Here is a 21,360-nt window from a genome sequence, read left to right as displayed (position 1 = left end):
CTCGGTGAAGGTGTCGGGACCGCGCATGGTGCAAAGTGGTTCGGCTCGGTGGCGATGCGTTCAGCTCAGCAGCATGCGTGCCAGGCGGGGGGGGCAAGGTGGGCAGTATTTCAGCAGCCTGTTAGGGCCGGCGCTTAGCCTTCCAGCAGCATCACGTCCACGGCGTCGCCCTCGGCCACATCGCCCTGCGCCTCGGGCAGGACCACTAGAACGTCGGCCAGCACCATAGAGCTGAGGACGCCCGAGCCCTGGTTGCCCACCAGGCGCACGCCGCACTGGCCGTCTTCGGTACGGCACAGCGTTCCGCGCGGATATTCGCTACGACCCGGCCGTTTGCGTAGGGCCTGCATGCTGCGGGCCCGCAACAGCGGCTGTGGGGCTGCGTGTGTGGGGTTGCAGCCCATCAGCTGCAGCAGCACCGGGCGCACCAGCACCGTAAATGCCACCGCTACTGCGACCGGGTTGCCGGGCAGGCCCAATAGCAGAGTGTCGGATTTGCTGCGTTTTTCATAGCTGCTTGCGCAGGTATTATCTGCGCTAGAGCCATATTTTTCTTGTAAATATTGCGGGGCGCTGGCGTGGAGGCGGCCGACCGCCATGGGCCGGCCCGGACGCATCGCCAGCTGCCAGAACACCACGTCGCCCAGCGCCGCCATCATGCTGCGCGTGTGGTCGGCATCGCCGGTGCTGACGCCGCCACTGGTCAGAATGGCATCGGCCTGGCTGGCTGCTTGGGCCAAGGCGGTGTGCAGCCGGGCCGGGTCGTCGCGCACCACGCCCAGGTCCACTATCTCCACGCCCAGCCGCGTCAGCAGGCCAAACAGGGTGTAGCGGTTGCTATCGAATACCGCGCCAGCCCGAGGCGCCTCGCCCGGGCTGAGGATTTCATCGCCGGTGGAGAAGTAGGCCACCCGCAGCCGGCGGTACACCGTTACCTGGGCCAGGCCCAGGCTGGCCAGCAGGCCCAGGGCCGCAGGTGCTAGGCGGTCGCCCTGGCGCATGGCGGCCTGGCCTTGCTGCACATCTTCGCCCGCCAGGCGGCGGTTGGCGCCGCGCCGCAGCTGGCTGGGGTCGAAATGGATGCAATCACCTTGCAGTTGCACGCGTTCATGCGGCACGACGCTATCCAGGCCGGGTGGCATGGGGGCACCGGTCATGATCTTGAGGCACTGGCCAGGGGCGATGGGGGTGGACCATGTATGGCCCGCGAGCACTTGGCCAACCACCTGCAGTGACAGCTTCTGCCCGTCCTGCAGTTGGGCGCCGTCGAAGGCATAGCCGTCCATGGCCGAGTTGTCGTGCGGCGGCACGCTGACGGGGGACACCACGTCTGCCGCCAGCACCCGGCCCAGTGCCTGCAGGATGTCTACGGTTTCTGTCTCAGTCACCGGCGTTGCCAGGGCCGACAAAAAGGCTTGGGCCGCCGCTACGGGCAGGTTCAGCGGGTTGTAGCCAGGGGTGCTGGCCGCAATGGCGTCGGTAGTCTTCATCGTTCCAGACCGCGTAGTTCGGCCAAGGTATTCGCGTTGGAGAAAGCCTGGGCGTCTTCGAATGCCACCGTGGTCGTACGGTGCTGGGCCAGCCAGACGGCCACTTTGCGGCCGCCTTGCTGCAGGTACTGCGCCAGGCTGGAGTGCATGTCGCTGCGCAGCAGGCAGAACACCGGCTGGCTGCGCAGGCTGCCTGAGGTATCGATGGACGCTGCCACAGCCATATCGGCCTGGTACGCAAGCAGTGCAGCGCCCAGGCGGGCCACCAGGTCGGCGGGGAAGAGTGGGGCGTCGCAGGGCACGCAGGCCAGGTAGGCGGTGCTGCAGTGGGCCAGGCCGGCCAGCATGCCGGCCAGGGGGCCGGCATAGTCGTCTTCCGATTCGGACCCGGCGTCGGTCCACACCGGGACGCCAAAGGCCGCGTAGTCGGCCAGATGACGGTTGGCGCTGAGCATCAGGCTGCCGACTTGCGGCCGCAGCCGGGCCAGCGCGTGCTGTGCCAGCGTTTTGCCTTTGAAGGCTTGCAGGCCCTTGTCCAGGCCGCCCATGCGCGCACCCTGGCCGCCTGCGAGCACCAGTCCGGTGATGTCCTGCAGCGCCAGCTCAGCCACCGATGTAACTCATTTCCACCCGCCGTGCCGCCGGGCCAGTATCGGCTGCCAGGCCCGAGCGCAGCTCGGAATAGCGGTCGCTGCGGCCTTGCCAGATACCGCGCAAGGCGTTGCTGAGCTGGGTATCGTCGGCGCCGCTGCGCAGCAGGTCACGCAGGTCATGGCCCCGGCTGGCGAACAGGCAGAGGTAGACGCGACCGTCGGTGGACAGGCGAGCCCGGTTGCAGCCGCCGCAGAAGGCCTGGGTCACGCTGCTAATGACGCCCACCTCGCCGCTGCCATCGGCATAGGCCCAGCGCTGTGCGGTTTCGCCGGGCGCGCTGGGCGCCAGCACCCGCAGCGGCCATTCGGATTGCAGGGTTTGTATGACTTCGGCCGAGGGCACGACCTGGTCCATGCGCCAGCCATTGGTGGCGCCCACGTCCATGTATTCGATAAAGCGCAGCACCATGCCGCTGCCCTTGAAGTGGCGGGCCATGGGCAGTATTTCATGCTCGTTGGTGCCGCGCTGCACCACCATATTGACCTTCAGGCCGCCGCCCGCGTGGCCGACGCCTAGGCCGACCTTGTGGGCCGCCTCCAGCCCCTCCAGCACCGTGCGTACCGGGAAGTCCACATCGTTCATGCGGCGGAACACCGCGTCGTCCAGGCCGTCCAGGCTGACGGTCAGGCGCTGCAGGCCGGCATCTTTCAAGGCCTGGGCCTTGCGCGCCAGCAGGGCACCGTTGGTGGTCAGCGTCAGGTCCAGCGGCTGGCCGTCAGGCGTGCGCAACGCTGCCAGCTGGGCGACCAGCACCTCGATGTTCTTTCGCAGCAGCGGTTCGCCGCCAGTCAGCCGGATCTTGCGCACGCCCTGGGCCACGAAGATCTGCGCCAGGCGGGTGATTTCCTCGAAGCTCAGCAGCGCGCTATGCGGCAGGTAGGGGTAGTCTTTGTCAAACACTTCCTTGGGCATGCAGTAGCTGCAGCGGAAGTTGCAGCGGTCGGTCACGCTGATGCGCAGGTCGTGCAGCGGGCGGGCCAGTTGGTCCAGCAGCGGGCCGTCCTGCTGCGTGGCACGGCGCGCGGCATGCAAGCGCAGGTCCAGCAGGGGAATGGTGCGGTGGGCCACGTTAAAACGCCAGTTGTACGGCTTGTCCGTGAGCCGGGGCCTGCATGCTGCCGATCTGCGCGGCTTGCGCAAACCCGGCTTGGTGGAACGCGGCCAATACCGCCGGAGCGGCCGCCGGACTGCAGCTGACCAGCAGGCCGCCACTGGTTTGCGGGTCGGTCACCAGGGCCTTCAGCCAGTCGCTGCCTTGGTACTGCACCCGGTCGCCGTAGCCCTCCCAGTTGCGGGCCGAAGCGCCGGTGGCAATGCCTTGTTGGGCGAAGCGGACGGCGCTGTCGATTAGCGGCAGGGCGGCGGCATCCACCTGGGCCGAAAGGCCGGAGCCCCGGCAGATTTCCAGCAGGTGGCCGGCCAGGCCAAAGCCGGTGACGTCGGTCATGGCGTGTACACCGTCGATCTGCGCCAGGGCGATGCCGACCTTGTTCAATTGGGTGGTGTGGTGGACCATTTGCGCATAGCCCGCTGCATCCAGCAGGCCTTTTTTGAGGGCGGCCGACAAAATGCCCACGCCCAGCGGCTTGCCCAGCACCAGCACATCGCCGGGGCGGGCGTCTGCATTGCGGCGTACCTTGTCCGGGTGCACCAGGCCCAGGCCGACCAGGCCGTAGATGGGCTCCAGCACGTCGATGGAGTGGCCGCCCGCGATGGGAATGGCCGCCTCGCGGCATACCGCTGCGCCACCGGCCAGCACCCGGCCAATCACCTCGGGCGGCAGCTTGGCGATGGGCATGCCCACCAGGGCCAGCGCCATGATGGGGGTGCCGCCCATGGCGTAGATGTCGGACAAGGCATTGGTGGCAGCGATGCGGCCAAAGTCATACGGGTCATCGACGATGGGGGTGAAGAAGTCGGTGGTGGCCACCAGCGCCTGGTTGTCGTTCAGGCGGTAGACGGCAGCGTCGTCGCTGGTTTCCATGCCCACCATCAGCTCTGGCGGCACCAGACCCTGGGGTGCGCGTGCCAAAATCTCCGCCAACAAGCCGGGAGCAATCTTGCACCCGCAGCCGCCACCGTGCGAAAACTGGGTCAATGCAATGGGTTCTGATGTCTGGGTCATAAGGTTAGCGATTGTGCCAGTGGGGGGCGCAGTGTGAGAGCCCCCACCAGGGTCGTGGATCGGCATGGTTTCCATGCGCTGATTGACGCGCGCTCGCCCGCCGAGTTCGCCATCGACCATATTCCGGGCGCCATCAACTGCCCGGTGCTGGACGACGCGCAGCGCGTCATCGTTGGCACGCTGTACAAACAGCAGGGCGCTTTCGAGGCGCGTCGGGTGGGCGGGGCCATGGTGGCGGAGAACCTGGCCAAACACTTGCGCGAGCGCTTTGTCGACCAGCCTGCCAACTGGAAGCCGCTGGTCTATTGCTGGCGCGGCGGCATGCGCAGCGGCTCCATGGTGACCTGGCTGCGCATGGTGGGCTGGGACGCCCAGCAGCTGGCAGGTGGCTACAAGTCCTGGCGGCGCTTTGTGATTGATGCGCTGGAGCAGCAGTGCCCCACGCTGCCCTTGCGGGTGCTGGTGGGAGCCACCGGCAGCGGCAAAACCCGGGTTCTGCAGTCCCTGGCGGCGATGGGCCACCAGGTGCTGGATCTAGAGGCCTGCGCTGTGCATAAGGGCTCCATCCTGGGGGCCGTGCCCGGCCAGGCCCAGCCCTCGCAAACTGCGTTTGAAACTGGCATCGCCCACATCCTGGAAAAGCTGGACCCCAGCCGCCCGCTGTATGTGGAGGGTGAGGGCCGCAAGATTGGCCGCCTGACCCTGCCCACCCCCCTGGTGCTGCGCCTGCGCGCCAGCCCCTGCATAGAGATCAGCGCCACCCCCGCCGCCCGGCTGGACTATCTGCTGCGCGACTACGCCTACCTGGGCGACGCCCCCCAGCAGTTGGCCGACAAGCTGGGGCTGCTCAAAGACCTTCACGGCAAGCAGGTGATCGGCCGCTGGCAGGCCTGGGCGCTGGAGGGTAATCTGGCCGCGCTGTTCGCGGAGCTGATGGCGCTGCATTACGACCCACACTACAGCCGCTCGCAAAGCAATAATTTCAGCTCATGGGCGTCTCGCCAGACGCTGCAGACGGACGACCTCACCCAGGCCGGTGTGGACGCACTGGCGCGCGCCGTGCTGGACCTGGAGGCTTGAACGGGGCCGCCTGCGGGGGCTACAGTGGTTCCATGCGACACATCAGAAAACGCCACTTCATCATCACCCGCCGTGGGCTGCTGTATTCCCTGGCCTTGGGTTTGATCATCATGGGCTTTGGCGGCGTGGGTTTTTGGCTGCTGGAGCCACGCGTGCACACCTTTGGCGACGGCCTTTGGCTGGCCTTCACCACGGCCGCCACGGTGGGCTACGGCGATATGGTGCCGAGCACCCATGCGTCCCGGTTCTTCGCGGTCATCGTGGTGTTGCTGGGGCTGGCGATTTTGTCCCTGGTGACAGCCTCGGTGGCTGCCATGTTTGTGGAGACCGAGGAGCGCCAGATTGAGCGCGATCTAATGCGGGAAATCGCCGCGCTGCACAGTGAAGTGCGCGAGCTGCGGCAGTTGATACAGGCCCAGCATGGTGCGCCTCCCAGCACAAAGGATTTCATCCAACAGGCTCCACCAAGCTAGGTCAGCCGGCTTGCGTCACGCCAGCCCTCTACAATCGCGCCACATTTTTTGGAGCCTTCACCATGTTTTCTTCGGACAAAGACGATAGCCAGAGCGCTGCATTCGTAATTCTTTTTGCCGTCGTGGCTGCCGCCGTGGCATTTGCGATTGGCATGGGCATCTACAAGACCCACAGCGCCAAGCCCAAGGCTGCGCCCGCCGTGCAAGAGGTGCTGGACGTGGATGGTGCCAGCGTGAAGGTCGAAAACGGTGTGGTCAAGTTCTACTTCGCCACCGCCAAGGCCGACGTGGCCCAGGGCGCCGACGTGGCGCTGGCCGATGTGGTCAAGCTGGCCGGCGAGGGCAAGAGCCTGCGTATCAGCGGCTTCCATGACGCCACCGGCGACCAGGCCAAGAACGAAGAGCTGGCCAAGCTGCGCGCCTTTGCCGTGCGTGAGCTGCTGGTGGGCCTGGGCGTGGCCCAGGACAAGATCGAACTGGTCAAGCCTGAAGTGCTGACCGGCTCCGGCAGCAACGCCGAAGCCCGCCGCGTGGAAGTGGCCGCACAGCCTTAATCCCCCAGCGCCTTTCCCGCTCAAAAGCCGCAGTGCCTGCACAGGTGCTGCGGCTTTTTACATGGCGGCGTGCCATTGCGACCACAGGCCTCAGCGGGATTCGGCCAGCGCCACGGCGTCCGCGCCAGCGGGAATGTGCAGCGGGCTTGATGGATCGTTGACCGTACGCCACACCGCCTCTGCTACGTCCAGTGCCCGCGTGACGGCAGATGGCTGTCCCATGCCCGCAAAGACGCCCTGCGCGAAGCTTGCGTACGACTCAGGGATGCCACCCTGCATCCGGGGCTGTGCGTTTTTGCTGAATGGTGTTTCCGGGGATCTTCCAGGTAAAACCAGGCTCACCCGCACATTGAAGGGTTGGAGTTCCAGCGCAAGCGACTCGGTAAATGCGTTGACCGCTGCCTTGCTCGCGGTGTACACCGTGAGCAAAGGGAGCGGCTTCAAGGTGGTGCTGGACGAGATGTTCACTATGACCCCTGCCTTGCGTTGCCTGAACTGAGGCAGCAAGGCCTGGGTCACTGCCACCGTGCCGAAAGTGTTGACCTCGAAGATCTCACGGGCGGTTTGCATATCCGTGCCCTCGAGCGCACCCATTACGCCGATACCGGCGTTGTTGACCAGGGCATCGATAGGCCCTGCAGCCTCTACCAGCTGGCGAATACTTGCGCCATCCGTGACATCAAGTGCCAGCACGCGCAGGTGTTCGGAGCGGGGCAGAACCTCTTCGTGCGGCGTGCGCATGGTGGCTATGACCTTCCAGTCGCGGTCAAGGAAGTGCTGGGCAGTGGCGAGGCCGAAGCCGGACGAGCAGCCGGTGATCAGAATGGTTTTCATGGGAGTCCCTGGAGTGGTTTGCAGTACCCAGACTTTAGGCCGCCGGTGCCGGACTGAATACAATTGGAAATCTATTTTTCTTTTGCAGGAGTCCGGTAATGGTGGATCCACTGGCGGAGGTTGTCACGCTGCTTCAGCCCGGCGCTCCATTCTCAAAAATAGTCAGCGGCGCTGGCCATTGGAGCGTACGACGCACCGAGTACGGGCAACCCTTTTTCTGCGTCATCCTCGAAGGAAGCAGTTGCCTCGCGGTCGACGGACACGAGCCGATGGTGTTGCAGGAGGGCGACTTTGTCTTGATTCCCTCGGCACAGGGCTTCACGATGTCTGATGTGGCGCCTGTAGCACCCGATCGCGCCGATCGTTCGCCACCTTCCGAGACGTGCCTGTTGCGGGGCGAAATAAGGCACGGAACCCAAAGTGGTCCGCCGGACGTTAGATTCCTGGTGGGCCACTGTGTGTTGGGTTCACCGGACGCGGCCTTGCTGGTGTCGCTGCTGCCGCAGCTGGTGCACGTGCGTGGTGAAAAGAGGCTATCTACCCTCGTGCAGCTCGTGGGAGAAGAGTCGCGTCAGCTGCGCCCCGCGCGGGATGTCATCCTGGCGCGCCTGCTGGAGGTGCTTTTCATCGAGGCTCTCCGCTCCACGGCGGGGACTGCTGCGTCGCCTGGACTTGTGCGTGGTCTTGCAGACGTGCGCCTTGCTGTTGCGATACGGCGCATGCATGAAAGCCCGGCCCAGCCCTGGACGGTTGTGCAGCTGGCGAAAGAGGCTGCGCTGTCCCGCTCGGCGTTTTTCGAGCGCTTCAGCCGCACCGTGGGTGTTGCACCCATGGAGTACCTGCTTGCCTGGCGCATGGCCATGGCCAAGAACTTGTTACGGCGCAAGCTGGGTGGTGTTGCCGAAGTGGCGGAGCGCGTAGGTTACAGCTCGGCAAGCACGTTCAATGTCGCATTCACCCGCCATGTCGGATTGCCGCCGGCGCGGTATGCGCGGGAGCAGATGGAGTTGGATCGAGCCTAATGTTCTAAGAACACGTTCTCGGTGAAAAGGGCCCGACCCGCGTGGCTCGAGCCCGTCAATGCTATTGCGTCACAGGGCTGGTGGGTACCGCAGTCGCAGTCGCAATTGCAACTGCAGTGACGGCAACGGGTGCCACCCTAGCCGGCGCCTTAGCAGCAGCCATATTTCCGCCGTGGATCTGCATCACCAGCGGCACTATCAGCAGCGCCACGATGTTGATGATCTTGATCAGCGGGTTTACCGCCGGGCCGGCCGTGTCCTTGTAGGGGTCGCCCACGGTGTCGCCGGTGACGGCGGCCTTGTGGGTCTCGCTGCCCTTGCCGCCGTGGTGGCCGTCTTCGATGTACTTCTTGGCGTTGTCCCAGGCGCCGCCGCCGGTACACATCGAAATCGCCACAAACAGGCCAGTGACGATGGTGCCCATCAGCAGGCCACCCAGCGCCGCCGGGCCGAGCAGCAGGCCCACGAGAATCGGCACCACCACCGGCAGCAGACTGGGGATCATCATTTCCTTGATGGCTGCGGTGGTCAGCATGTCCACCGCCGTGCCGTAGTCGGGCTTGGCCGTGCCTTCCATGATGCCCTTGATCTCGCGGAACTGGCGGCGCACTTCGACCACCACGCTGCCGGCCGCGCGGCCCACGGCCTCCATCGCCATCGCGCCGAACAGGTAGGGAATCAGCCCGCCGATGAACAGGCCGATGATCACCATCGGGTTGCTCAGGTCGAAGGTGATCTTGCTGCCATAGGCATCGAGCTTGTGGGTGTAGTCGGCAAACAGCACCAGCGCCGCCAGGCCGGCCGAGCCGATGGCATAGCCCTTGGTGACGGCCTTGGTGGTGTTGCCCACTGCGTCCAGCGGGTCGGTCACGTCGCGCACGCTTTTCGGCATCTCGGCCATTTCGGCAATGCCGCCGGCGTTGTCGGTGATGGGGCCGTAGGCGTCCAGAGCCACTACGATGCCGGCCATGCTGAGCATCGACGTGGCCGCGATCGCAATGCCGTACAGGCCGGCCAGATGGAAGGCGGTCCAGATGGCGATGCAGACAAAAATCACCGGCCAGGCGGTGGAGCGCATGGACACACCCAGGCCGGCAATGATGTTGGTGCCGTGACCCGTGGTCGATGCCTGGGCGATGTGCTGCACCGGCGCGTACTGCGTGCCGGTGTAGTACTCGGTGATCCACACCAGCGCGGCCGTCAGAACCAGGCCGACTGCGCAGGCGCCATAGAGCTTCATGGCCGCACCCGTGCCGCCGAGCGCGTTGTCGGGCACCAGCGCCTGGGTGACGAAGTAGAAGGCGATCAGCGACAGCACGCCTGCTACCGCCAGACCTTTGTAGAGTGCGGGCATCACGTTCTTCATGCCCGGTGAGGCGACGACGAAGAAGCAGCCAATGATGGACGCCACGATGGACACAGCGCCCAGCGCCAGTGGATACACCACCGTGCTGGCACCGCCACTGGTGGCGAGCAGGGCGCCCAGCACCATGGTGGCGATCAGCGTGACCGCATAGGTCTCAAACAGGTCGGCGGCCATGCCTGCGCAGTCGCCCACGTTGTCACCTACGTTGTCGGCGATCACGGCTGGGTTGCGCGGGTCGTCCTCCGGGATGCCGGCCTCCACCTTGCCGACCAGGTCGGCACCCACGTCCGCGCCCTTGGTGAAGATGCCACCGCCCAGCCGCGCGAAGATGGAGATCAGCGACGAGCCAAAGGCGAAGCCGATCAGCGGGTTCAGCCGCGCTGCGGTGGGCATGCCGTCCGGCACCAGAAACCAGTAGAAACCCGTCACGCCGAGCAGGCCCAGGCCGACCACCAGCATGCCAGTGATGGCGCCGCCGCGAAAGGCCACGGTGAGTGCCGGGCCAATGCCCTTGGTGGCCGCCTGCGCGGTGCGCACATTGGCGCGCACCGAGACATTCATGCCGATGAAGCCGCAGGCGCCGGACAGAGCTGCACCCACCACGAAACCGACGGCTGAAATGGGGTCGAGAAAAATGCCGATGAGGACGGCCAACACCACACCGACGATGGCGATGGTGCGGTACTGCCGGGCCAGATAGGCGGCTGCGCCGGTCTGGATGGCGGCGGCAATTTCTTGCATGCGCGCGTTGCCGGCGTCTTGCGAAAGAATCCAGCTGCGGGCCCAGAAGCCGTAGGCCACCGCAATGAATCCACAGATGAGCGCCAGTGTCAGCGCTGTGTTACCTGCCATGGGAATGTCTCCTCTTTGTCGTTGTCGCGTGATGGGAGTGCAACGACAGGGATGCCCTGCATAACTCCGGCGAGGATGTGGTAGTGCGGATCGGGATGGGATACAAGGCGCTTTGTGCAGCCAATAGCACCGCTATTGGCAAGAAAAGCAACGCCGTAGACCGCCCGAGTCCGTGCTGCCACAGACCGCAGAGAGTGATGCAGGGCATACCTAAGGTGGTACCCCCGCTGCGTTGCTTCCTCGCGCATCCGACGTCCAAAGAGGCGGAGACGATTGGCCAACGTCACCAATATAAAGGAAAAACAGTTGCTGCACTGCGGTAACTCTTTGTGTCCAGTATGTAAACCGAGGGCAGGCGCTCTAAATTCGCAGCGCACCCAAATTCAGCATCGCGACGCATCTTTGCGCAGCGCATGTGGGGGTGCACAACCATGGCCCTTGGACACATTCGACCGAGGGCTGGTGTGGACTTGCGGAGCCCGGCATCCATGCCTTGCGGCCCACAGGTTCTGTCATTTCCCATGTATGAAGGGTGTTCTATGCGGTTCTCAAAAACTTATTGGCGTGGCTTGGCCGTAGGCCTGGTGGCCTCGGTCTTCCTGGTGGCCTGTGATGGCGACGGCGGTTCTGGTTCCGGTTCCACTTCCAGCACGCCGGTCTCGACGACTGGCGTGGCAGGCAAGGTGCTGGACGATGCGACCGGACTGGGCGTTGCGGGCGTGACGGTGCGGGTTGGAAGCCTGTCTACCACCACGGCGGCCGACGGTACTTTCAGCCTCACCGGTCTTACGGCAAGCAGCCGCGTGACGGTGGTGTTTGCCTCTAGCGACTATGCCGAAGGCGTGCGCATTGCCAATGTGGTGGCCGATGCCCGTACCGATGTGCAAGCGCGTCTGGTCAAGGTCGGAGCCCGCGGCACCGTTCCGGTCACGGCTGGTGGCACGGTCACGGTACCCAGCAGCACCGCGCAGGTTAGCTTGCCGGCCAACGGCGTGCAGCGTGCCGATGGCAGCCTTCCTACGGGCAATATCACGGTCAACATCACGCCCATCAATCCGGCTGTGGATACGACCCTGATGCCCGGCGACTTCCTGACCTCCACGGGCAGCGGCAATGTGCCGATTGAAAGCTTTGGCGCACTCAATGTGGTGCTGACAGACAGCACGGGTGCCGCGTTGAATCTGCGCAGTGGCCAGACCGCCACCATCCGCATTCCACTGGCTTCGCGCAATGCATCCGTGCCATCGACTATCCCGCTGTTTTACTTCAACACCAGCACCGGCCTGTGGGTACAAGAGGGCACGGCGACCTTGGTGGGTTCTGGCGCATCGGCCTACTACGAAGGCACGGTCAGCCACTTCACTACCTGGAATGCCGACCAGACCTACAACACCATCATCGTCCATGGCTGCATGAAGAATGCGGCGGGCGCGGTGGTGGCGAATGCGCTGGTCAGCAGCGACGGTATCGACTACTCCGGCACCAGCTCGGTCTACACCGATGCCAGCGGCAATTTCAGCCTGCCTATCCGCAGCAACAGCGAGGCCACTATCGTGGGCGTGTCCGGCGGATATTTGACTAACACCGTGCGCAACACGGCCAGTGTGAACGACATCACCTTGACGGATTGCCTGAGCCTGGGCCAGAGCGGCGCTGGCATCACCATGAAGTTGACCTGGGGCGCCTTGCCCAGCGACCTGGATTCGCACCTGATCACCCCAGCGGGTGACCATGTGTATTACTCGGCCAAGGGGGCTCTTGCCACAGCGCCTTTCGCCAATCTGGACGTGGACGATACCTCCAGCTACGGCCCCGAGGTGGTGACCATCACCAAGCTGATGGTGGGTACCTACAAGTACAGCGTACGTAACTACTCGGGCTATTCCGATGGCCCCATCGCTACATCGGGCGCGCGGGTCGAGGTGAATATTCCAGGACGTACCTTGCAGCTGATTACGCCACCCACCACGGGCGAGTCGTCGAACACGGACTACTGGAACCTGTTTGAGTTCGACGTCAGCGCCAGCTGCGTGGTTATCGTGCGCTCGGTGGGCACCTACACCACCGACTTGCCCACGATTCCGGCAAGCACCACGCCGCAGTACTGCACACCCAGCTGATAGCGGCTAGCACACCGCGAAGCGGGCGACACAGCACCTTGGCGCTGTGTCGCCTTTTTTGTGTGCAGGCATGCCGTCAGGCTGGCGTCACCGCCGTGAGGCAAAATCACGGGTTAACCAGAATCCGATTTCTCAACTCCTAACTGCAACACCACCATGTCCCTGAATAAAGTGACCCCCGGAAAGAATGCCCCCGACGCCTTTAACGTCGTGATCGAAATCCCGATGAACGCGGACCCGATCAAGTACGAAGTGGACAAAGAATCCGGCGCGCTGTTCGTGGACCGTTTCATGACCACGGCCATGCACTACCCCACCAACTACGGCTATGTGCCCCAGACCCTGAGCGGCGACGGCGACCCGGTGGACGTGCTGGTGATCACCCCTTACCCGCTGTACCCCGGCGTGGTCGTGCCCTGCCGGCCCCTGGGCATTTTGATGATGGAAGACGAAGCCGGCGTGGACGGCAAGGTGCTGGCCGTGCCCACCGACAAAATTCTGCCCATGTACACCCACTGGAAGAGTGTGGAAGACGTGAACAAGATGCGCCTGAACGCCATCAGCCACTTCTTTGAGCACTACAAGGACCTGGAAAAGGGCAAGTGGGTCAAGGTGCTGGGCTGGGAAGGCATTGACGCGGCCAAGAAGGAAATCCTCGAAGGCATCGCCAATTACCAGAAAGGCTAACCCCCAGGCTGCGCGCACTGCGTGTCGCTACGCCAACCCCCTTGCAGGGGGCGATACCAGCGGCCTGGCAAAGCCAGTTCCGCGGTATCCCTCGAAAGAGGGGCAAGGCCTGCGACTTGCAGTTGTATAAGCCAAATCGGCACCTAGCGCAGGTAATACCAGCGCTAGGTGCTATTTTTTTGATAGTAATGGGTATGAAAAGCAAACTCTCCAGCGGCGGTCTGGTGTACTCCACAGAAACCGGGCGCATGTGCCCCGTCTGCCGCAAGCCAGTGGCCGACTGCATCTGCGGCCAGAAGCCGCTGCCCAAGACCGATGGCATCGTGCGCGTGTCGCGCGAAACCAAGGGCCGGGCCGGCAAGGGCGTGACATTGGTCAAAGGCGTGCCGCTGGATGTGGCGGGCCTGACCGCGCTGGGCAAGCAGCTAAAAGCCGCCTGCGGTAGCGGCGGCACCGTGAAGGACGGTGTGATCGAAGTGCAGGGCGACCACGTTGACACGGTGATTGCGCTGCTGCAAAAGCAGGGCTATACGGTCAAGCGCGCGGGCGGTTAGGCACGGAGATCAACCGCGTGGGCGGTTGATTTGCTCCATCACCCAGGCCGTGCGCTGTGCGGTGTGCCCGGTGGAGGGGTGCGTGGCCAGCCCGGCCACGTGCTTTTGCATGTTCTCGATGTGGAACAGTTGGATGTTCTCCGGGTGGGCAATGTCCAAGCGCTGGTTGCCTTGGCTGTTGCGCAGCAGTAATGGCTGGTCGCCAAACACCGAAAACTCTATCGTCCCCTGGCTGCCCAGGATGGTGACTGCGTCTAGGCGCTCGGCGGCGCCAAAATTCCAGTAGCCCGAGCCCAGCGCACCGCTGGCGAACTGCCAGACTCCGGTGACCGCGTCCTCGGCTGCATACAGACCCTGCTGTTGCGCATGGAAACCTTGGGCGTGCACGATGTCGCCCAGCAGGTGCATGCACAGGTCCAGCCCGTGGCAGGCTAGGTCGGCAAAGTAGCCACCGCCGGCCACCTGTGGGTTGGTACGCCAGTTGGGCGCACGGCCCAGGTCGGTGGGGCTGGGCGTGCGGGTGTAGGCCCAGTGCACATGGCGCACGTTGCCGATCGCGCCCTCATCCAGCCACTGTTTGACCTGCGCAAAGCGCGGCAGCGAACGCCGGTAGTAAGACACGAACAGCGGCAGGCCCGCCGCTTCAAAGGCTGCGCACATTTCCAGGCATTCGCGGTGGTTCAGTGCCATGGGCTTTTCCACGCAGCAGATTTTTCCAGCGGCGGCAACCTTCAGCGCGTAGAAGTGGTGGCTATCTGGCGGGGTGGCGATGTAGACGGCATTGACCTGTGGGTTGTGGATCAGCGCGTCGGCGTCCGTCGTCCAGCTGGGTACGCCGTGCCGCTCGGCGTAGGACTGGGCCAGGGCAGCGTCGCGGCGCATCACCGCTACCAGGCGCGAATGCGCCACCTTGTTGAACGCAGGGCCGCTTTTGAGCTCGGTGACTGCACCGCAGCCGATGATGCCCCAGGCCAGGGCGGAATTCGTTGGATGCATGGGCAAAGTGTACGGGCGGCTGTGTGGCGTTCTTGTATCCTCGGGCGCCGATCCGGTCCCCGCTGTGGGGCCAGATCTGCCCATGATGTTTCGTATAACTTTTATAAATTCTCAGGAAAACAGATATGTCCAGTGAAGGGTTTCACGTCCACGGTCCGCATGACCACGAGTTGGAGCACGCTGCGCAAGGAGCGCATGGCAGTGGTGGCATGGTGAACCAGATTGCGATGTTCACCGCCATCATCGCAACCGTGGGGGCCATCTTCTCTTATATGGGTGGGGCTACGCAGGCCAACGCGGGGCTGTACAAGAACAATGCCGCGTTGAAAAAGGCAGAGGCCTCCAACCAATGGAATTACTACCAGGCCAAGAGCACCAAGCAGGCGCTGGCCGAAATGGCGATGAATCTATCGCCAGAGGCCGCGAAGTCTGCGTACCAGGCCAAGCTGGAGCGCTACGAGAAGGAAAAAGACGGAATCAAGGCGGTGGCCGAAAAGCTGGAAACCGAAGTCGTCGAGTGGGATGAAAAAAGCGACGAGCAGATGCACCTGCACCACCGCTGGGCCCAGGCCACCACGGTGCTGCAAATCTCCATCGCCATGGCCGCCATTGCGTTGCTGACCAAGAAGAAATGGCTGGAATACGCGATGTTTGGTACTGGTGGCCTGGGTGTGCTCGTGGGGGCGCTTGCCGTTTTCCACATATAGGCCTCTCGGTGGCTCGCTGCGGAGCGGCATCCTCAATATTGGGTACGTCGTGCACTTGGCGTGCACAGGGGCCTTTTTGGGGATTGTTACATTTGGAGATATGGACTCAGAACAATTGCAGCGCTTGGTTAGCGTGCAAATGCCGTTTGGCAAGCACAAGGGCACAGCCATCGCTGATCTGCCCGGCAATTACCTGAACTGGTTTGCGCGTGAGGGCTTCCCACCGGGTGATATTGGCCGGCTGCTGGCCTTGATGCACGAGATCGACCACAACGGCCTGAGCGACCTGCTGAAGCCCTTGCGGTAGCGCCTGTCAGGGGCACAGACTGCAGAGCGCACAGTGGATACATTAATTTACAATAAGTAACAAACCTAATGCATCTGCCCTTTTCCACGCAATCTGTGCTGCGCCAGCTCTGGCGGGTGCTGTTGTACGTGGGTTTGGTGCTGCCCCTGGGCGTATGGGCGCAGGCCGAGGTGGTGCTGGATGCGCAAAGTTGGCGCCAGGACCTGTGGCCGGCCGTGCAGGTGCTGCCAGACGATTCGGGCAGTATGGATATCGCCCAGGCGCAGGCAGCTGCTGCCGATTTTGCCCCCCCGCAGACCGCCCGCTCTACATTGGGAATGCGTTCTGAACCCGTGTGGCTGCGCATACCGGTGCGCCTGGCGCCGTCTGCCGGGACGGATTGGGCCCTGGAGCTGGACTACCCGGTGTTGAACCGCCTGGACATCTATCTGGTGCGCGACGGGCAGTTGCTGCAGCAAGCCCTGCTGGGCAATCTGCACCAAAACCTGGAGCGCCCGCGGGCAGCCCGTTCGCCCACCATGTCTTTGCGCATGCAGCCGGGCCAGGCCTATACCCTGTACATCCGCGTGCAGACCAGTGGCGCCATGGTGCTGCCCATCACACTGAATACACAGTCGGCGTTTTTGGAGCACGCGTTGCGCGAGCAGATGCTGCAGGGCCTGATGCTGGGCCTGTCTCTGTGTCTGCTGTTGTACAGCTTGACCCATTGGGTGGGCGTGCGCGACCCGCTGTTTCTGAAGTACGCGCTGATCGTGGTGGGTGGCCTGGTGTTTTCGCTGCTGCAGTTTGGCGTGGGCGCGCAGTACCTGTGGACCGGCAATCTATGGCTGGAGCTGCACCTGGCAGCACTGTCCGCGCTGGCGTCTACCTGCGGCTTTTTCCTATTTTTTGAGCATGTGCTGGCGGGGCCAGTGGCATACCGCCATTTCAGCCGCGCGATGCGTGCGGGCGCGCTCGCTTGCGTGCTGGTGGCGCTGGTGTATGCGCTGGACCTGCTCAGCACCCGTGCGGTCAGTCCGCTGGTCGGGTTGTTGGGTGCCTTGCCGTCGCTGCTTGCCTTGCAGCCGGCCTGGCACCGGGTGCGCCAGCGCAGTGCGATGGGCATCTACCTGGTATTGGGTGCCCTGGTGTATTTCTTGGCAGCGCTGACCATGGTGGGCGTGGTGTATGGCGTGGTGGGGGTGAATTTCTGGACCCATCACTCCGTGCAATGGGCGGCACTGTTGGACCTGCTGATGCTCATGCGCCTGCTGGCCTTGCGCAGCCAGGCCGCGCACGCCAAAGTGGCGCGCGTCACCCAGGAGCGCGACGCAATGCATTCCCTGGCGCACACCGATCCGCTAACCGACCTGCCCAACCGCCGGGGCCTGAGCCTGGCGCTGGAGCAGGCCCTGGCCCAATGCGGCCCGCACAGCATGGTGGCGGTGTATGTGTTGGACCTGGACGGCTTCAAGCCGGTGAACGACCAGTTCGGCCACGATGTGGGCGATGTGCTGCTCAGCGCCGTGGCGGCCCGGTTGCAGGTGCTGGTGCGCAGCAGCGACCTGGTGTCGCGCATGGGGGGCGACGAGTTTGTCATCGTGGCCCGTGGCCTGCACACCGACCGCCAAGCGCAAGACCTGGGCCAAAAGCTGCTGGATGCCTTCCATGCGCCGTTCGACCTGGGGCTGCACCACTTCCAGGTCGGCTTGACCATAGGCTACGCCTTGGCGCCGCTGGACGGGGTGGACCCCAAGGTTCTGCTCAAGCTGGCTGATGCTGGCATGTACCAGGGCAAGCAAGACGGCAAGCACTGCCTGCGCCGTTTCGATCCCACGCAGGCTGTGCCCGAGCCCAGCCTGTGGGTGGACACCCATGCGCCCACACGGGCTGCGGCTACGCGCGCAGGCTAGCGGTGATCTCGTAGGAGCGTAGCCGCGCCTGGTGGTCGAAGATCTGCGACGTCAACATCAGTTCGTCTGCCCCTGTGCGTTCAATGAAAGCCTGTAATGCCCGCCGCACCGTGTCGGGCGAGCCCACCGCAGAGCAAGACAACGAGTTGTCCACCATCGCCTTGTCGGCCGGGTGCAGGCGCTCGGCGAAGCCATCCACCGGCGGCGGCAGCTGGGACGGGCGGCCGCTGCGCAGGTTTACAAACGCTTGCTGTAGCGAGCTGAACAGGAACTGCCCGGCCGCATCCGTGTCCGCCGCGAACACATTGAAGCCCAGCATCACATAGGGCTTGGCCAGCTGCTTGGACGGCTTGAAGCGCGCGCGGTAAATCTCGATGGCGGACATCATGTCGCCCGGCGCGAAATGCGAGGCGAACGCATACGGCAGCCCCAGCTCGGCCGCCAGCTGCGCACCAAAGGTGCTCGACCCCAGAATCCACAGCGGCACCTCCAGCCCGGCGCCAGGCACGGCGCGCAGCGTCTGCCCCTCTTGCACCGGGGCAAAGTAGTGCTGCAGCTCCAATACGTCGCGGGGGAACTGCTGCGCGTCCGTTTGCAGGTCGCGCCGCAGCGCACGGGATGTCACTTGGTCGGAGCCGGGCGCACGGCCCAGCCCCAGGTCTATGCGCCCGGGAAACAGCGACTCCAGCGTGCCGAACTGCTCGGCAATCACCAGCGGTGAATGGTTGGGCAGCATGATGCCGCCGGCACCCACACGGATCGTGCGCGTGGCCGCCGCCACATGGCCCATCACCACGGCGGTGGCGGCGCTGGCAATACCGCGCATGCCATGGTGCTCGGCCAACCAATAGCGCTGGTAGCCCCAGGCTTCGGCGTGCTGCGCCAGGTCGCTTGCGTGGCGAAAGGCATCGGCTGCAGTGCTGCCTTCGGCAATCGGTGCCAGGTCCAGAACGGAAAAGGGAATCATGTTTTTGCTTTGCAGATGAAACAAGCCTCCAGCGCATATATAAGCTGCGCTAGATGCTATAAAAAATGAAGTAAGTGCCCATGCGGCACAAAGACGGCCAGCGTAGCAGTCGGCCGGGCTTGGTGTGCAGATGGGGCCGATTCGCCATATGGCAACCAGAGTCTTTGCACCCTGTGCCAACGGTCTACCCGGGCTTGTGCGTAGGTGCTAGGGCTCCGCCTTCAGCACGATGGGGATGCCCGCTACGCCCACGCCGACGGTGCCCATCTGCAGCTGCGCCTGGGCCAGGCTATCGGGCACGGTGAACTCCACCCAGCCTTCCATGGTGCTATTGCCGCGCACCAGTTCGTTGAGCTCGTTCACGGGTGCCAGCAGGCTGCCGTCGGCCAGCAGGCGGAAGGAGGCGCTCCAGAAGTTGCCGTCATAGCGGCTGTTGTTGGCGACGCGTATCTGGAACTTCAGGCTGTGCTGGCCGGGGTTGTACGGCAGCAGTTGGGCTTTGAGAATGCGGTAGGCCAGCGTGTCTGCCACCATCTCCACCCGTTCGGGCAGCACTACCTTGAGGGCTGCAGCAGGAGGTGGTGGCGGCGTGGCCGCTACCGCTGTAGTGGGGCTGGTTTTGGCAGGCGCAGAGGGCGTCACAGCGCTGGGGGGCGAGGGCGTTGCTGGCGCTGGCGTGCGGCCCAGCCAACCGGCCTGGTGCAGCGCCGTCACCAGTGCTGTGATGGCGGTGATGGTGCCCGCCGCCGCAGTCAGGATACCGGGCAGGGTGTGCCACCAGCTTTTGGATCGGGGGTCTTCGTCCATATGCGCCTTCCGGGTAAAGGGGCGGCCCAAGGCACCGCCGGCTGCGCGAAATTATGGCGCAAGCGTCCCGGTTTGTGGTGCTCTGTTTTTAATAGCTGCTGCCGCTTACATTACCTGCGCGAGCGGCCTATTTCCTGGGTAAAACCGCGTGCACCACGCGGAAAGCCAACTGGGCTAGAGTCGGAAGCTCACGCCTTCTACTTGACACACAGCCCAAGGACAAACCATGCAACTGTTATCTCGCTTCATTTCCGTGGCTGCGCTGGTGCTGCTGGGGCAGGGCGTGCAAGCGGCTACGCCTGCCGCACCTGCAGCCGCGACCGGGCAGGCCGCCTGCCCGGCCATCCTGCAATACCAGTTTCCGCGTCTGCAGGACGAGGCGCCGCAGAACCTTTGCCAGTACGCGGGCAAGGCGGTGCTGGTGGTCAATACCGCCAGTTACTGCGGCTTCACCAGCCAGTACGAGGGCCTGGAGGCGCTGTACGCCAAGTACCAGCCGCGCGGCCTGGTGGTGCTGGGTTTTCCGTCGAACGACTTTGGCGGGCAGGAGCCCGGTTCGGCCAAGGAGATTGCCGACTTTTGCTACAACACCTATGGCGTGAAGTTCCCCATGCTGGGCAAGTCGGTCGTCACCGGCAAGGCGCGTAACGGTCTTTACGCCGCGCTGGACAAGGCCACCGGCAAGACGCCGCAATGGAACTTCCATAAATACTTAATAGACCGCAGCGGCAAGGTGGTGTCCAGCTTCCCCAGCGATGTCACGCCCGACAACCCGGCGCTGCTGGGCGCGGTAGAAAAGGCCCTGCGCTAGGTTGCCGATGCTTGCAGCCAGTGCAAGAAAGTGGTGACCAGCGGCCTGTCTTCGGTGCGCTCGGGCAGCACGCAGTAGTAGGCCCGTTGAGTGGCTTGGTCGCTTGCCGGCGCTTGCGCGCAGGCAATCACCAGTTCACCGCGCTGCAGCTCGGGTTCCACCAGCAGACGTGGCACCAGGGCCAGGCCCAGGCCCTGGGCGGCGGCGGCGGCCGTCATGGAAAACAACTCGTAGCGTGGCCCGTGCAGGGCCAGCGGCGCGGCCACGTTCAGCGCATCAAACCACTGGCGCCAGCCTTCGGGCCGGGTGCTTTGCTGCAGCAGCGGGCGCTGGGCCATGGCCTCCGGGCTCAAGCTGCTCTGGCCGCCCAAAAAGCCGGGGCTGCACACCGGTACCATCTCTTCGCCCAATAGCCGCACGGCACGTGTGCCCGCCCAGTTGGCCACCTGCTCGGCGGTGCCGGTGTACAGGGCTGCGTCAAACGGCGTGTCGGCAAACAGGAACGGGCGGGTGCGGGTTTCGATGTGTACCGTAGTGTCCGGGTGCAGCGCGGCCCAGGCCGGCAGGCGCGGTATCAGCCAGCGCGTGGCAAAGGTGGGCACGGCGGCCAGGTGCAGGGTGCCGGCGCTGCCCTGGGACGACATGGCCTGCAGCGTGTCCTGCTCCAGCCCCTGCAGCCGCGCTGCGACCTGCTGTGCGTATTCGGCACCACGCTCGGTCAGCGCCACGCCGTGGCGGGTGCGCCGGAACAACGCCATGCCCAGGAATTCTTCCAGCGCCGTGATCTGCCGCGACACCGCGCCCTGCGTCAGCGCCAGCTCTTGCGCGGCGCGGGTGTAGCTTTCATGCCGCGCGGCGGCATCCAGACAGGCCAGGGCCTGGAGGGAGGGGATTTTTCTGCGCATGGTGTGCGCAATATACATGTTTGGTGGTTTGAGATGCTTTCGTATTCATAGCAGTATTCATAGGTTTTATCTGCGAAATAACGAAATATAGTTCCGATGGCACGAATGTAAGACATGTTTTACGCGCATAACATATTGGCCGCAGCCTTCGCTTTAA

The 21,360-nt window shown here is 64.1% G+C and carries 21 protein-coding genes; 11 read left to right on the top strand and 10 right to left on the bottom strand.

The window, feature by feature from the left end; translation table 11 throughout:
- Positions 1-134: 134 nt before the first annotated feature.
- Genes moeA through selD form a run of 4 tightly spaced genes read right to left on the bottom strand, consistent with a single transcriptional unit; the run spans position 135 to position 4,269 of the window.
- Positions 135-1,490, bottom strand: coding sequence for a molybdopterin molybdotransferase MoeA (gene moeA, locus AC4BBN_RS19340; RefSeq protein ID WP_490593632.1), 1,356 nt, complete (start codon positions 1,488-1,490; stop codon positions 135-137).
- Positions 1,487-2,101 carry a molybdenum cofactor guanylyltransferase MobA gene (gene mobA / locus AC4BBN_RS19335; RefSeq protein ID WP_490593631.1) on the bottom strand — a complete coding sequence of 205 codons (615 nt, stop codon included), beginning with the start codon at positions 2,099-2,101 and terminating at the stop codon, positions 1,487-1,489. The genes moeA and mobA overlap by 4 nt, the downstream gene beginning before the upstream one ends.
- Positions 2,094-3,212: a GTP 3',8-cyclase MoaA gene (moaA, locus tag AC4BBN_RS19330; protein WP_490593630.1), complete on the bottom strand. Its 1,119-nt coding sequence runs from the start codon at positions 3,210-3,212 to the stop codon at positions 2,094-2,096. Before moaA ends, mobA begins: the two co-directional genes overlap by 8 nt.
- A 1-nt stretch (position 3,213) precedes the next feature.
- Positions 3,214-4,269, bottom strand: coding sequence for a selenide, water dikinase SelD (gene selD / locus AC4BBN_RS19325; RefSeq protein WP_490593629.1), 1,056 nt, complete (start codon positions 4,267-4,269; stop codon positions 3,214-3,216).
- 33 nt (positions 4,270-4,302) lie between these two features.
- Here selD and mnmH point away from each other — a divergent pair, with 33 nt between their 5' ends.
- From mnmH to AC4BBN_RS19310, 3 genes are all read left to right on the top strand, one after another.
- Entirely contained in the window at positions 4,303-5,349 is a 1,047-nt protein-coding gene (gene mnmH / locus AC4BBN_RS19320) for a tRNA 2-selenouridine(34) synthase MnmH (RefSeq protein WP_490593628.1), read from the top strand.
- A 32-nt stretch (positions 5,350-5,381) separates the two neighbouring features.
- Positions 5,382-5,822, top strand: a complete 441-nt coding sequence (locus AC4BBN_RS19315; RefSeq protein ID WP_490593627.1) for a potassium channel family protein — start codon at positions 5,382-5,384, stop codon at positions 5,820-5,822.
- Positions 5,823-5,884: 62 nt separating this feature from the next.
- Positions 5,885-6,376 carry an OmpA family protein gene (locus AC4BBN_RS19310; RefSeq protein WP_490593626.1) on the top strand — a complete coding sequence of 164 codons (492 nt, stop codon included), beginning with the start codon at positions 5,885-5,887 and terminating at the stop codon, positions 6,374-6,376.
- Between the two features lie 90 nt (positions 6,377-6,466).
- Here AC4BBN_RS19310 and AC4BBN_RS19305 read toward each other — a convergent pair whose 3' ends face one another.
- Complete coding sequence (locus AC4BBN_RS19305) at positions 6,467-7,210, bottom strand: SDR family oxidoreductase (RefSeq protein ID WP_490593625.1); 744 nt, start codon at positions 7,208-7,210, stop codon at positions 6,467-6,469.
- Between the two features lie 98 nt (positions 7,211-7,308).
- On the opposite strand from AC4BBN_RS19305, the gene AC4BBN_RS19300 reads away from it, so the two are divergent.
- The gene (locus tag AC4BBN_RS19300; RefSeq protein WP_490593624.1) at positions 7,309-8,232 is read left to right on the top strand and encodes an AraC family transcriptional regulator; all 924 of its coding nucleotides are present in this window, start codon (positions 7,309-7,311) and stop codon (positions 8,230-8,232) included.
- Between the two features lie 61 nt (positions 8,233-8,293).
- Here the strand turns inward: AC4BBN_RS19300 and AC4BBN_RS19295 are convergent, their stop codons facing one another.
- Positions 8,294-10,450, bottom strand: coding sequence for a sodium-translocating pyrophosphatase (locus AC4BBN_RS19295; protein ID WP_490593623.1), 2,157 nt, complete (start codon positions 10,448-10,450; stop codon positions 8,294-8,296).
- A gap of 539 nt (positions 10,451-10,989) precedes the next feature.
- On the opposite strand from AC4BBN_RS19295, the gene AC4BBN_RS19290 reads away from it, so the two are divergent.
- The 3 genes from AC4BBN_RS19290 (at position 10,990) to AC4BBN_RS19280 (ending at position 13,811) form a co-directional block, all read left to right on the top strand.
- Complete coding sequence (locus tag AC4BBN_RS19290) at positions 10,990-12,570, top strand: DUF2135 domain-containing protein (RefSeq protein ID WP_490593622.1); 1,581 nt, start codon at positions 10,990-10,992, stop codon at positions 12,568-12,570.
- A gap of 156 nt (positions 12,571-12,726) precedes the next feature.
- Entirely contained in the window at positions 12,727-13,257 is a 531-nt protein-coding gene (gene ppa / locus AC4BBN_RS19285; RefSeq protein ID WP_490593621.1) for an inorganic diphosphatase, read from the top strand.
- A 194-nt stretch (positions 13,258-13,451) separates the two neighbouring features.
- Positions 13,452-13,811: a translation initiation factor Sui1 gene (locus AC4BBN_RS19280; RefSeq protein WP_490593620.1), complete on the top strand. Its 360-nt coding sequence runs from the start codon at positions 13,452-13,454 to the stop codon at positions 13,809-13,811.
- Positions 13,812-13,820: 9 nt separating this feature from the next.
- Here the strand turns inward: AC4BBN_RS19280 and AC4BBN_RS19275 are convergent, their stop codons facing one another.
- Positions 13,821-14,807: a Gfo/Idh/MocA family protein gene (locus AC4BBN_RS19275; RefSeq protein ID WP_490593619.1), complete on the bottom strand. Its 987-nt coding sequence runs from the start codon at positions 14,805-14,807 to the stop codon at positions 13,821-13,823.
- Positions 14,808-14,932: 125 nt separating this feature from the next.
- Between AC4BBN_RS19275 and AC4BBN_RS19270 the strand changes: the two genes are divergently transcribed.
- The 3 genes from AC4BBN_RS19270 to AC4BBN_RS19260 all read left to right on the top strand — a co-directional run bounded on the left by AC4BBN_RS19270 (position 14,933) and on the right by AC4BBN_RS19260 (position 17,713).
- Complete coding sequence (locus AC4BBN_RS19270) at positions 14,933-15,514, top strand: DUF4337 domain-containing protein (protein WP_490593618.1); 582 nt, start codon at positions 14,933-14,935, stop codon at positions 15,512-15,514.
- Positions 15,515-15,614: 100 nt separating this feature from the next.
- The gene (locus tag AC4BBN_RS19265) at positions 15,615-15,821 is read left to right on the top strand and encodes a DUF3820 family protein (protein ID WP_490593617.1); all 207 of its coding nucleotides are present in this window, start codon (positions 15,615-15,617) and stop codon (positions 15,819-15,821) included.
- A 68-nt stretch (positions 15,822-15,889) separates the two neighbouring features.
- Complete coding sequence (locus tag AC4BBN_RS19260; RefSeq protein WP_490593616.1) at positions 15,890-17,713, top strand: diguanylate cyclase domain-containing protein; 1,824 nt, start codon at positions 15,890-15,892, stop codon at positions 17,711-17,713.
- Here the strand turns inward: AC4BBN_RS19260 and AC4BBN_RS19255 are convergent.
- Both AC4BBN_RS19255 and AC4BBN_RS19250 read right to left on the bottom strand, forming a co-directional pair.
- Positions 17,697-18,680 (bottom strand): LLM class flavin-dependent oxidoreductase, encoded by a 984-nt coding sequence (locus tag AC4BBN_RS19255; RefSeq protein WP_490593615.1) that lies wholly within the window; start codon positions 18,678-18,680, stop codon positions 17,697-17,699. The genes AC4BBN_RS19260 and AC4BBN_RS19255 overlap by 17 nt on opposite strands.
- A 207-nt stretch (positions 18,681-18,887) precedes the next feature.
- A complete protein-coding gene (locus AC4BBN_RS19250; RefSeq protein WP_490593614.1) occupies positions 18,888-19,487 on the bottom strand; it encodes a hypothetical protein in 600 nt (199 codons plus the stop codon).
- Positions 19,488-19,713: 226 nt separating this feature from the next.
- Here AC4BBN_RS19250 and AC4BBN_RS19245 point away from each other — a divergent pair, with 226 nt between their 5' ends.
- Positions 19,714-20,298, top strand: coding sequence for a glutathione peroxidase (locus AC4BBN_RS19245; RefSeq protein ID WP_490593613.1), 585 nt, complete (start codon positions 19,714-19,716; stop codon positions 20,296-20,298).
- Here AC4BBN_RS19245 and AC4BBN_RS19240 read toward each other — a convergent pair.
- Positions 20,295-21,203 carry a LysR substrate-binding domain-containing protein gene (locus tag AC4BBN_RS19240; RefSeq protein WP_490593612.1) on the bottom strand — a complete coding sequence of 303 codons (909 nt, stop codon included), beginning with the start codon at positions 21,201-21,203 and terminating at the stop codon, positions 20,295-20,297. The two genes, AC4BBN_RS19245 and AC4BBN_RS19240, sit on opposite strands and share 4 nt — an antisense overlap.
- Positions 21,204-21,360: the final 157 nt, after the last annotated feature.

Source organism: Rhodoferax sp. SPJ21, assembly GCF_058216335.1.
The sequence above is the reverse complement of the archived record's forward strand: the minus strand, read 5'-3'. Positions and strand labels throughout refer to the sequence as shown.

Excerpts from the sequence above, each read along its gene's own strand:
- AC4BBN_RS19255 (WP_490593615.1), bottom strand. The coding sequence starts at position 18,680 with ATGATTCCCTTTTCCGTTCTGGACCTGGCACCGATTGCCGAAGGCAGC.
- AC4BBN_RS19245 (WP_490593613.1), top strand. The coding sequence starts at position 19,714 with ATGCAACTGTTATCTCGCTTCATTTCCGTGGCTGCGCTGGTGCTGCTG.
- AC4BBN_RS19300 (WP_490593624.1), top strand. The coding sequence starts at position 7,309 with ATGGTGGATCCACTGGCGGAGGTTGTCACGCTGCTTCAGCCCGGCGCT.
- AC4BBN_RS19250 (WP_490593614.1), bottom strand. The coding sequence starts at position 19,487 with ATGGACGAAGACCCCCGATCCAAAAGCTGGTGGCACACCCTGCCCGGT.
- AC4BBN_RS19305 (WP_490593625.1), bottom strand. The coding sequence starts at position 7,210 with ATGAAAACCATTCTGATCACCGGCTGCTCGTCCGGCTTCGGCCTCGCC.
- AC4BBN_RS19275 (WP_490593619.1), bottom strand. The coding sequence starts at position 14,807 with ATGCATCCAACGAATTCCGCCCTGGCCTGGGGCATCATCGGCTGCGGT.
- AC4BBN_RS19295 (WP_490593623.1), bottom strand. The coding sequence starts at position 10,450 with ATGGCAGGTAACACAGCGCTGACACTGGCGCTCATCTGTGGATTCATT.
- moeA (WP_490593632.1), bottom strand. The coding sequence starts at position 1,490 with ATGAAGACTACCGACGCCATTGCGGCCAGCACCCCTGGCTACAACCCG.
- AC4BBN_RS19260 (WP_490593616.1), top strand. The coding sequence starts at position 15,890 with ATGCATCTGCCCTTTTCCACGCAATCTGTGCTGCGCCAGCTCTGGCGG.
- AC4BBN_RS19270 (WP_490593618.1), top strand. The coding sequence starts at position 14,933 with ATGTCCAGTGAAGGGTTTCACGTCCACGGTCCGCATGACCACGAGTTG.
- AC4BBN_RS19240 (WP_490593612.1), bottom strand. The coding sequence starts at position 21,203 with ATGCGCAGAAAAATCCCCTCCCTCCAGGCCCTGGCCTGTCTGGATGCC.
- AC4BBN_RS19310 (WP_490593626.1), top strand. The coding sequence starts at position 5,885 with ATGTTTTCTTCGGACAAAGACGATAGCCAGAGCGCTGCATTCGTAATT.
- ppa (WP_490593621.1), top strand. The coding sequence starts at position 12,727 with ATGTCCCTGAATAAAGTGACCCCCGGAAAGAATGCCCCCGACGCCTTT.
- AC4BBN_RS19280 (WP_490593620.1), top strand. The coding sequence starts at position 13,452 with ATGAAAAGCAAACTCTCCAGCGGCGGTCTGGTGTACTCCACAGAAACC.
- selD (WP_490593629.1), bottom strand. The coding sequence starts at position 4,269 with ATGACCCAGACATCAGAACCCATTGCATTGACCCAGTTTTCGCACGGT.
- AC4BBN_RS19265 (WP_490593617.1), top strand. The coding sequence starts at position 15,615 with ATGGACTCAGAACAATTGCAGCGCTTGGTTAGCGTGCAAATGCCGTTT.
- AC4BBN_RS19315 (WP_490593627.1), top strand. The coding sequence starts at position 5,382 with ATGCGACACATCAGAAAACGCCACTTCATCATCACCCGCCGTGGGCTG.
- AC4BBN_RS19290 (WP_490593622.1), top strand. The coding sequence starts at position 10,990 with ATGCGGTTCTCAAAAACTTATTGGCGTGGCTTGGCCGTAGGCCTGGTG.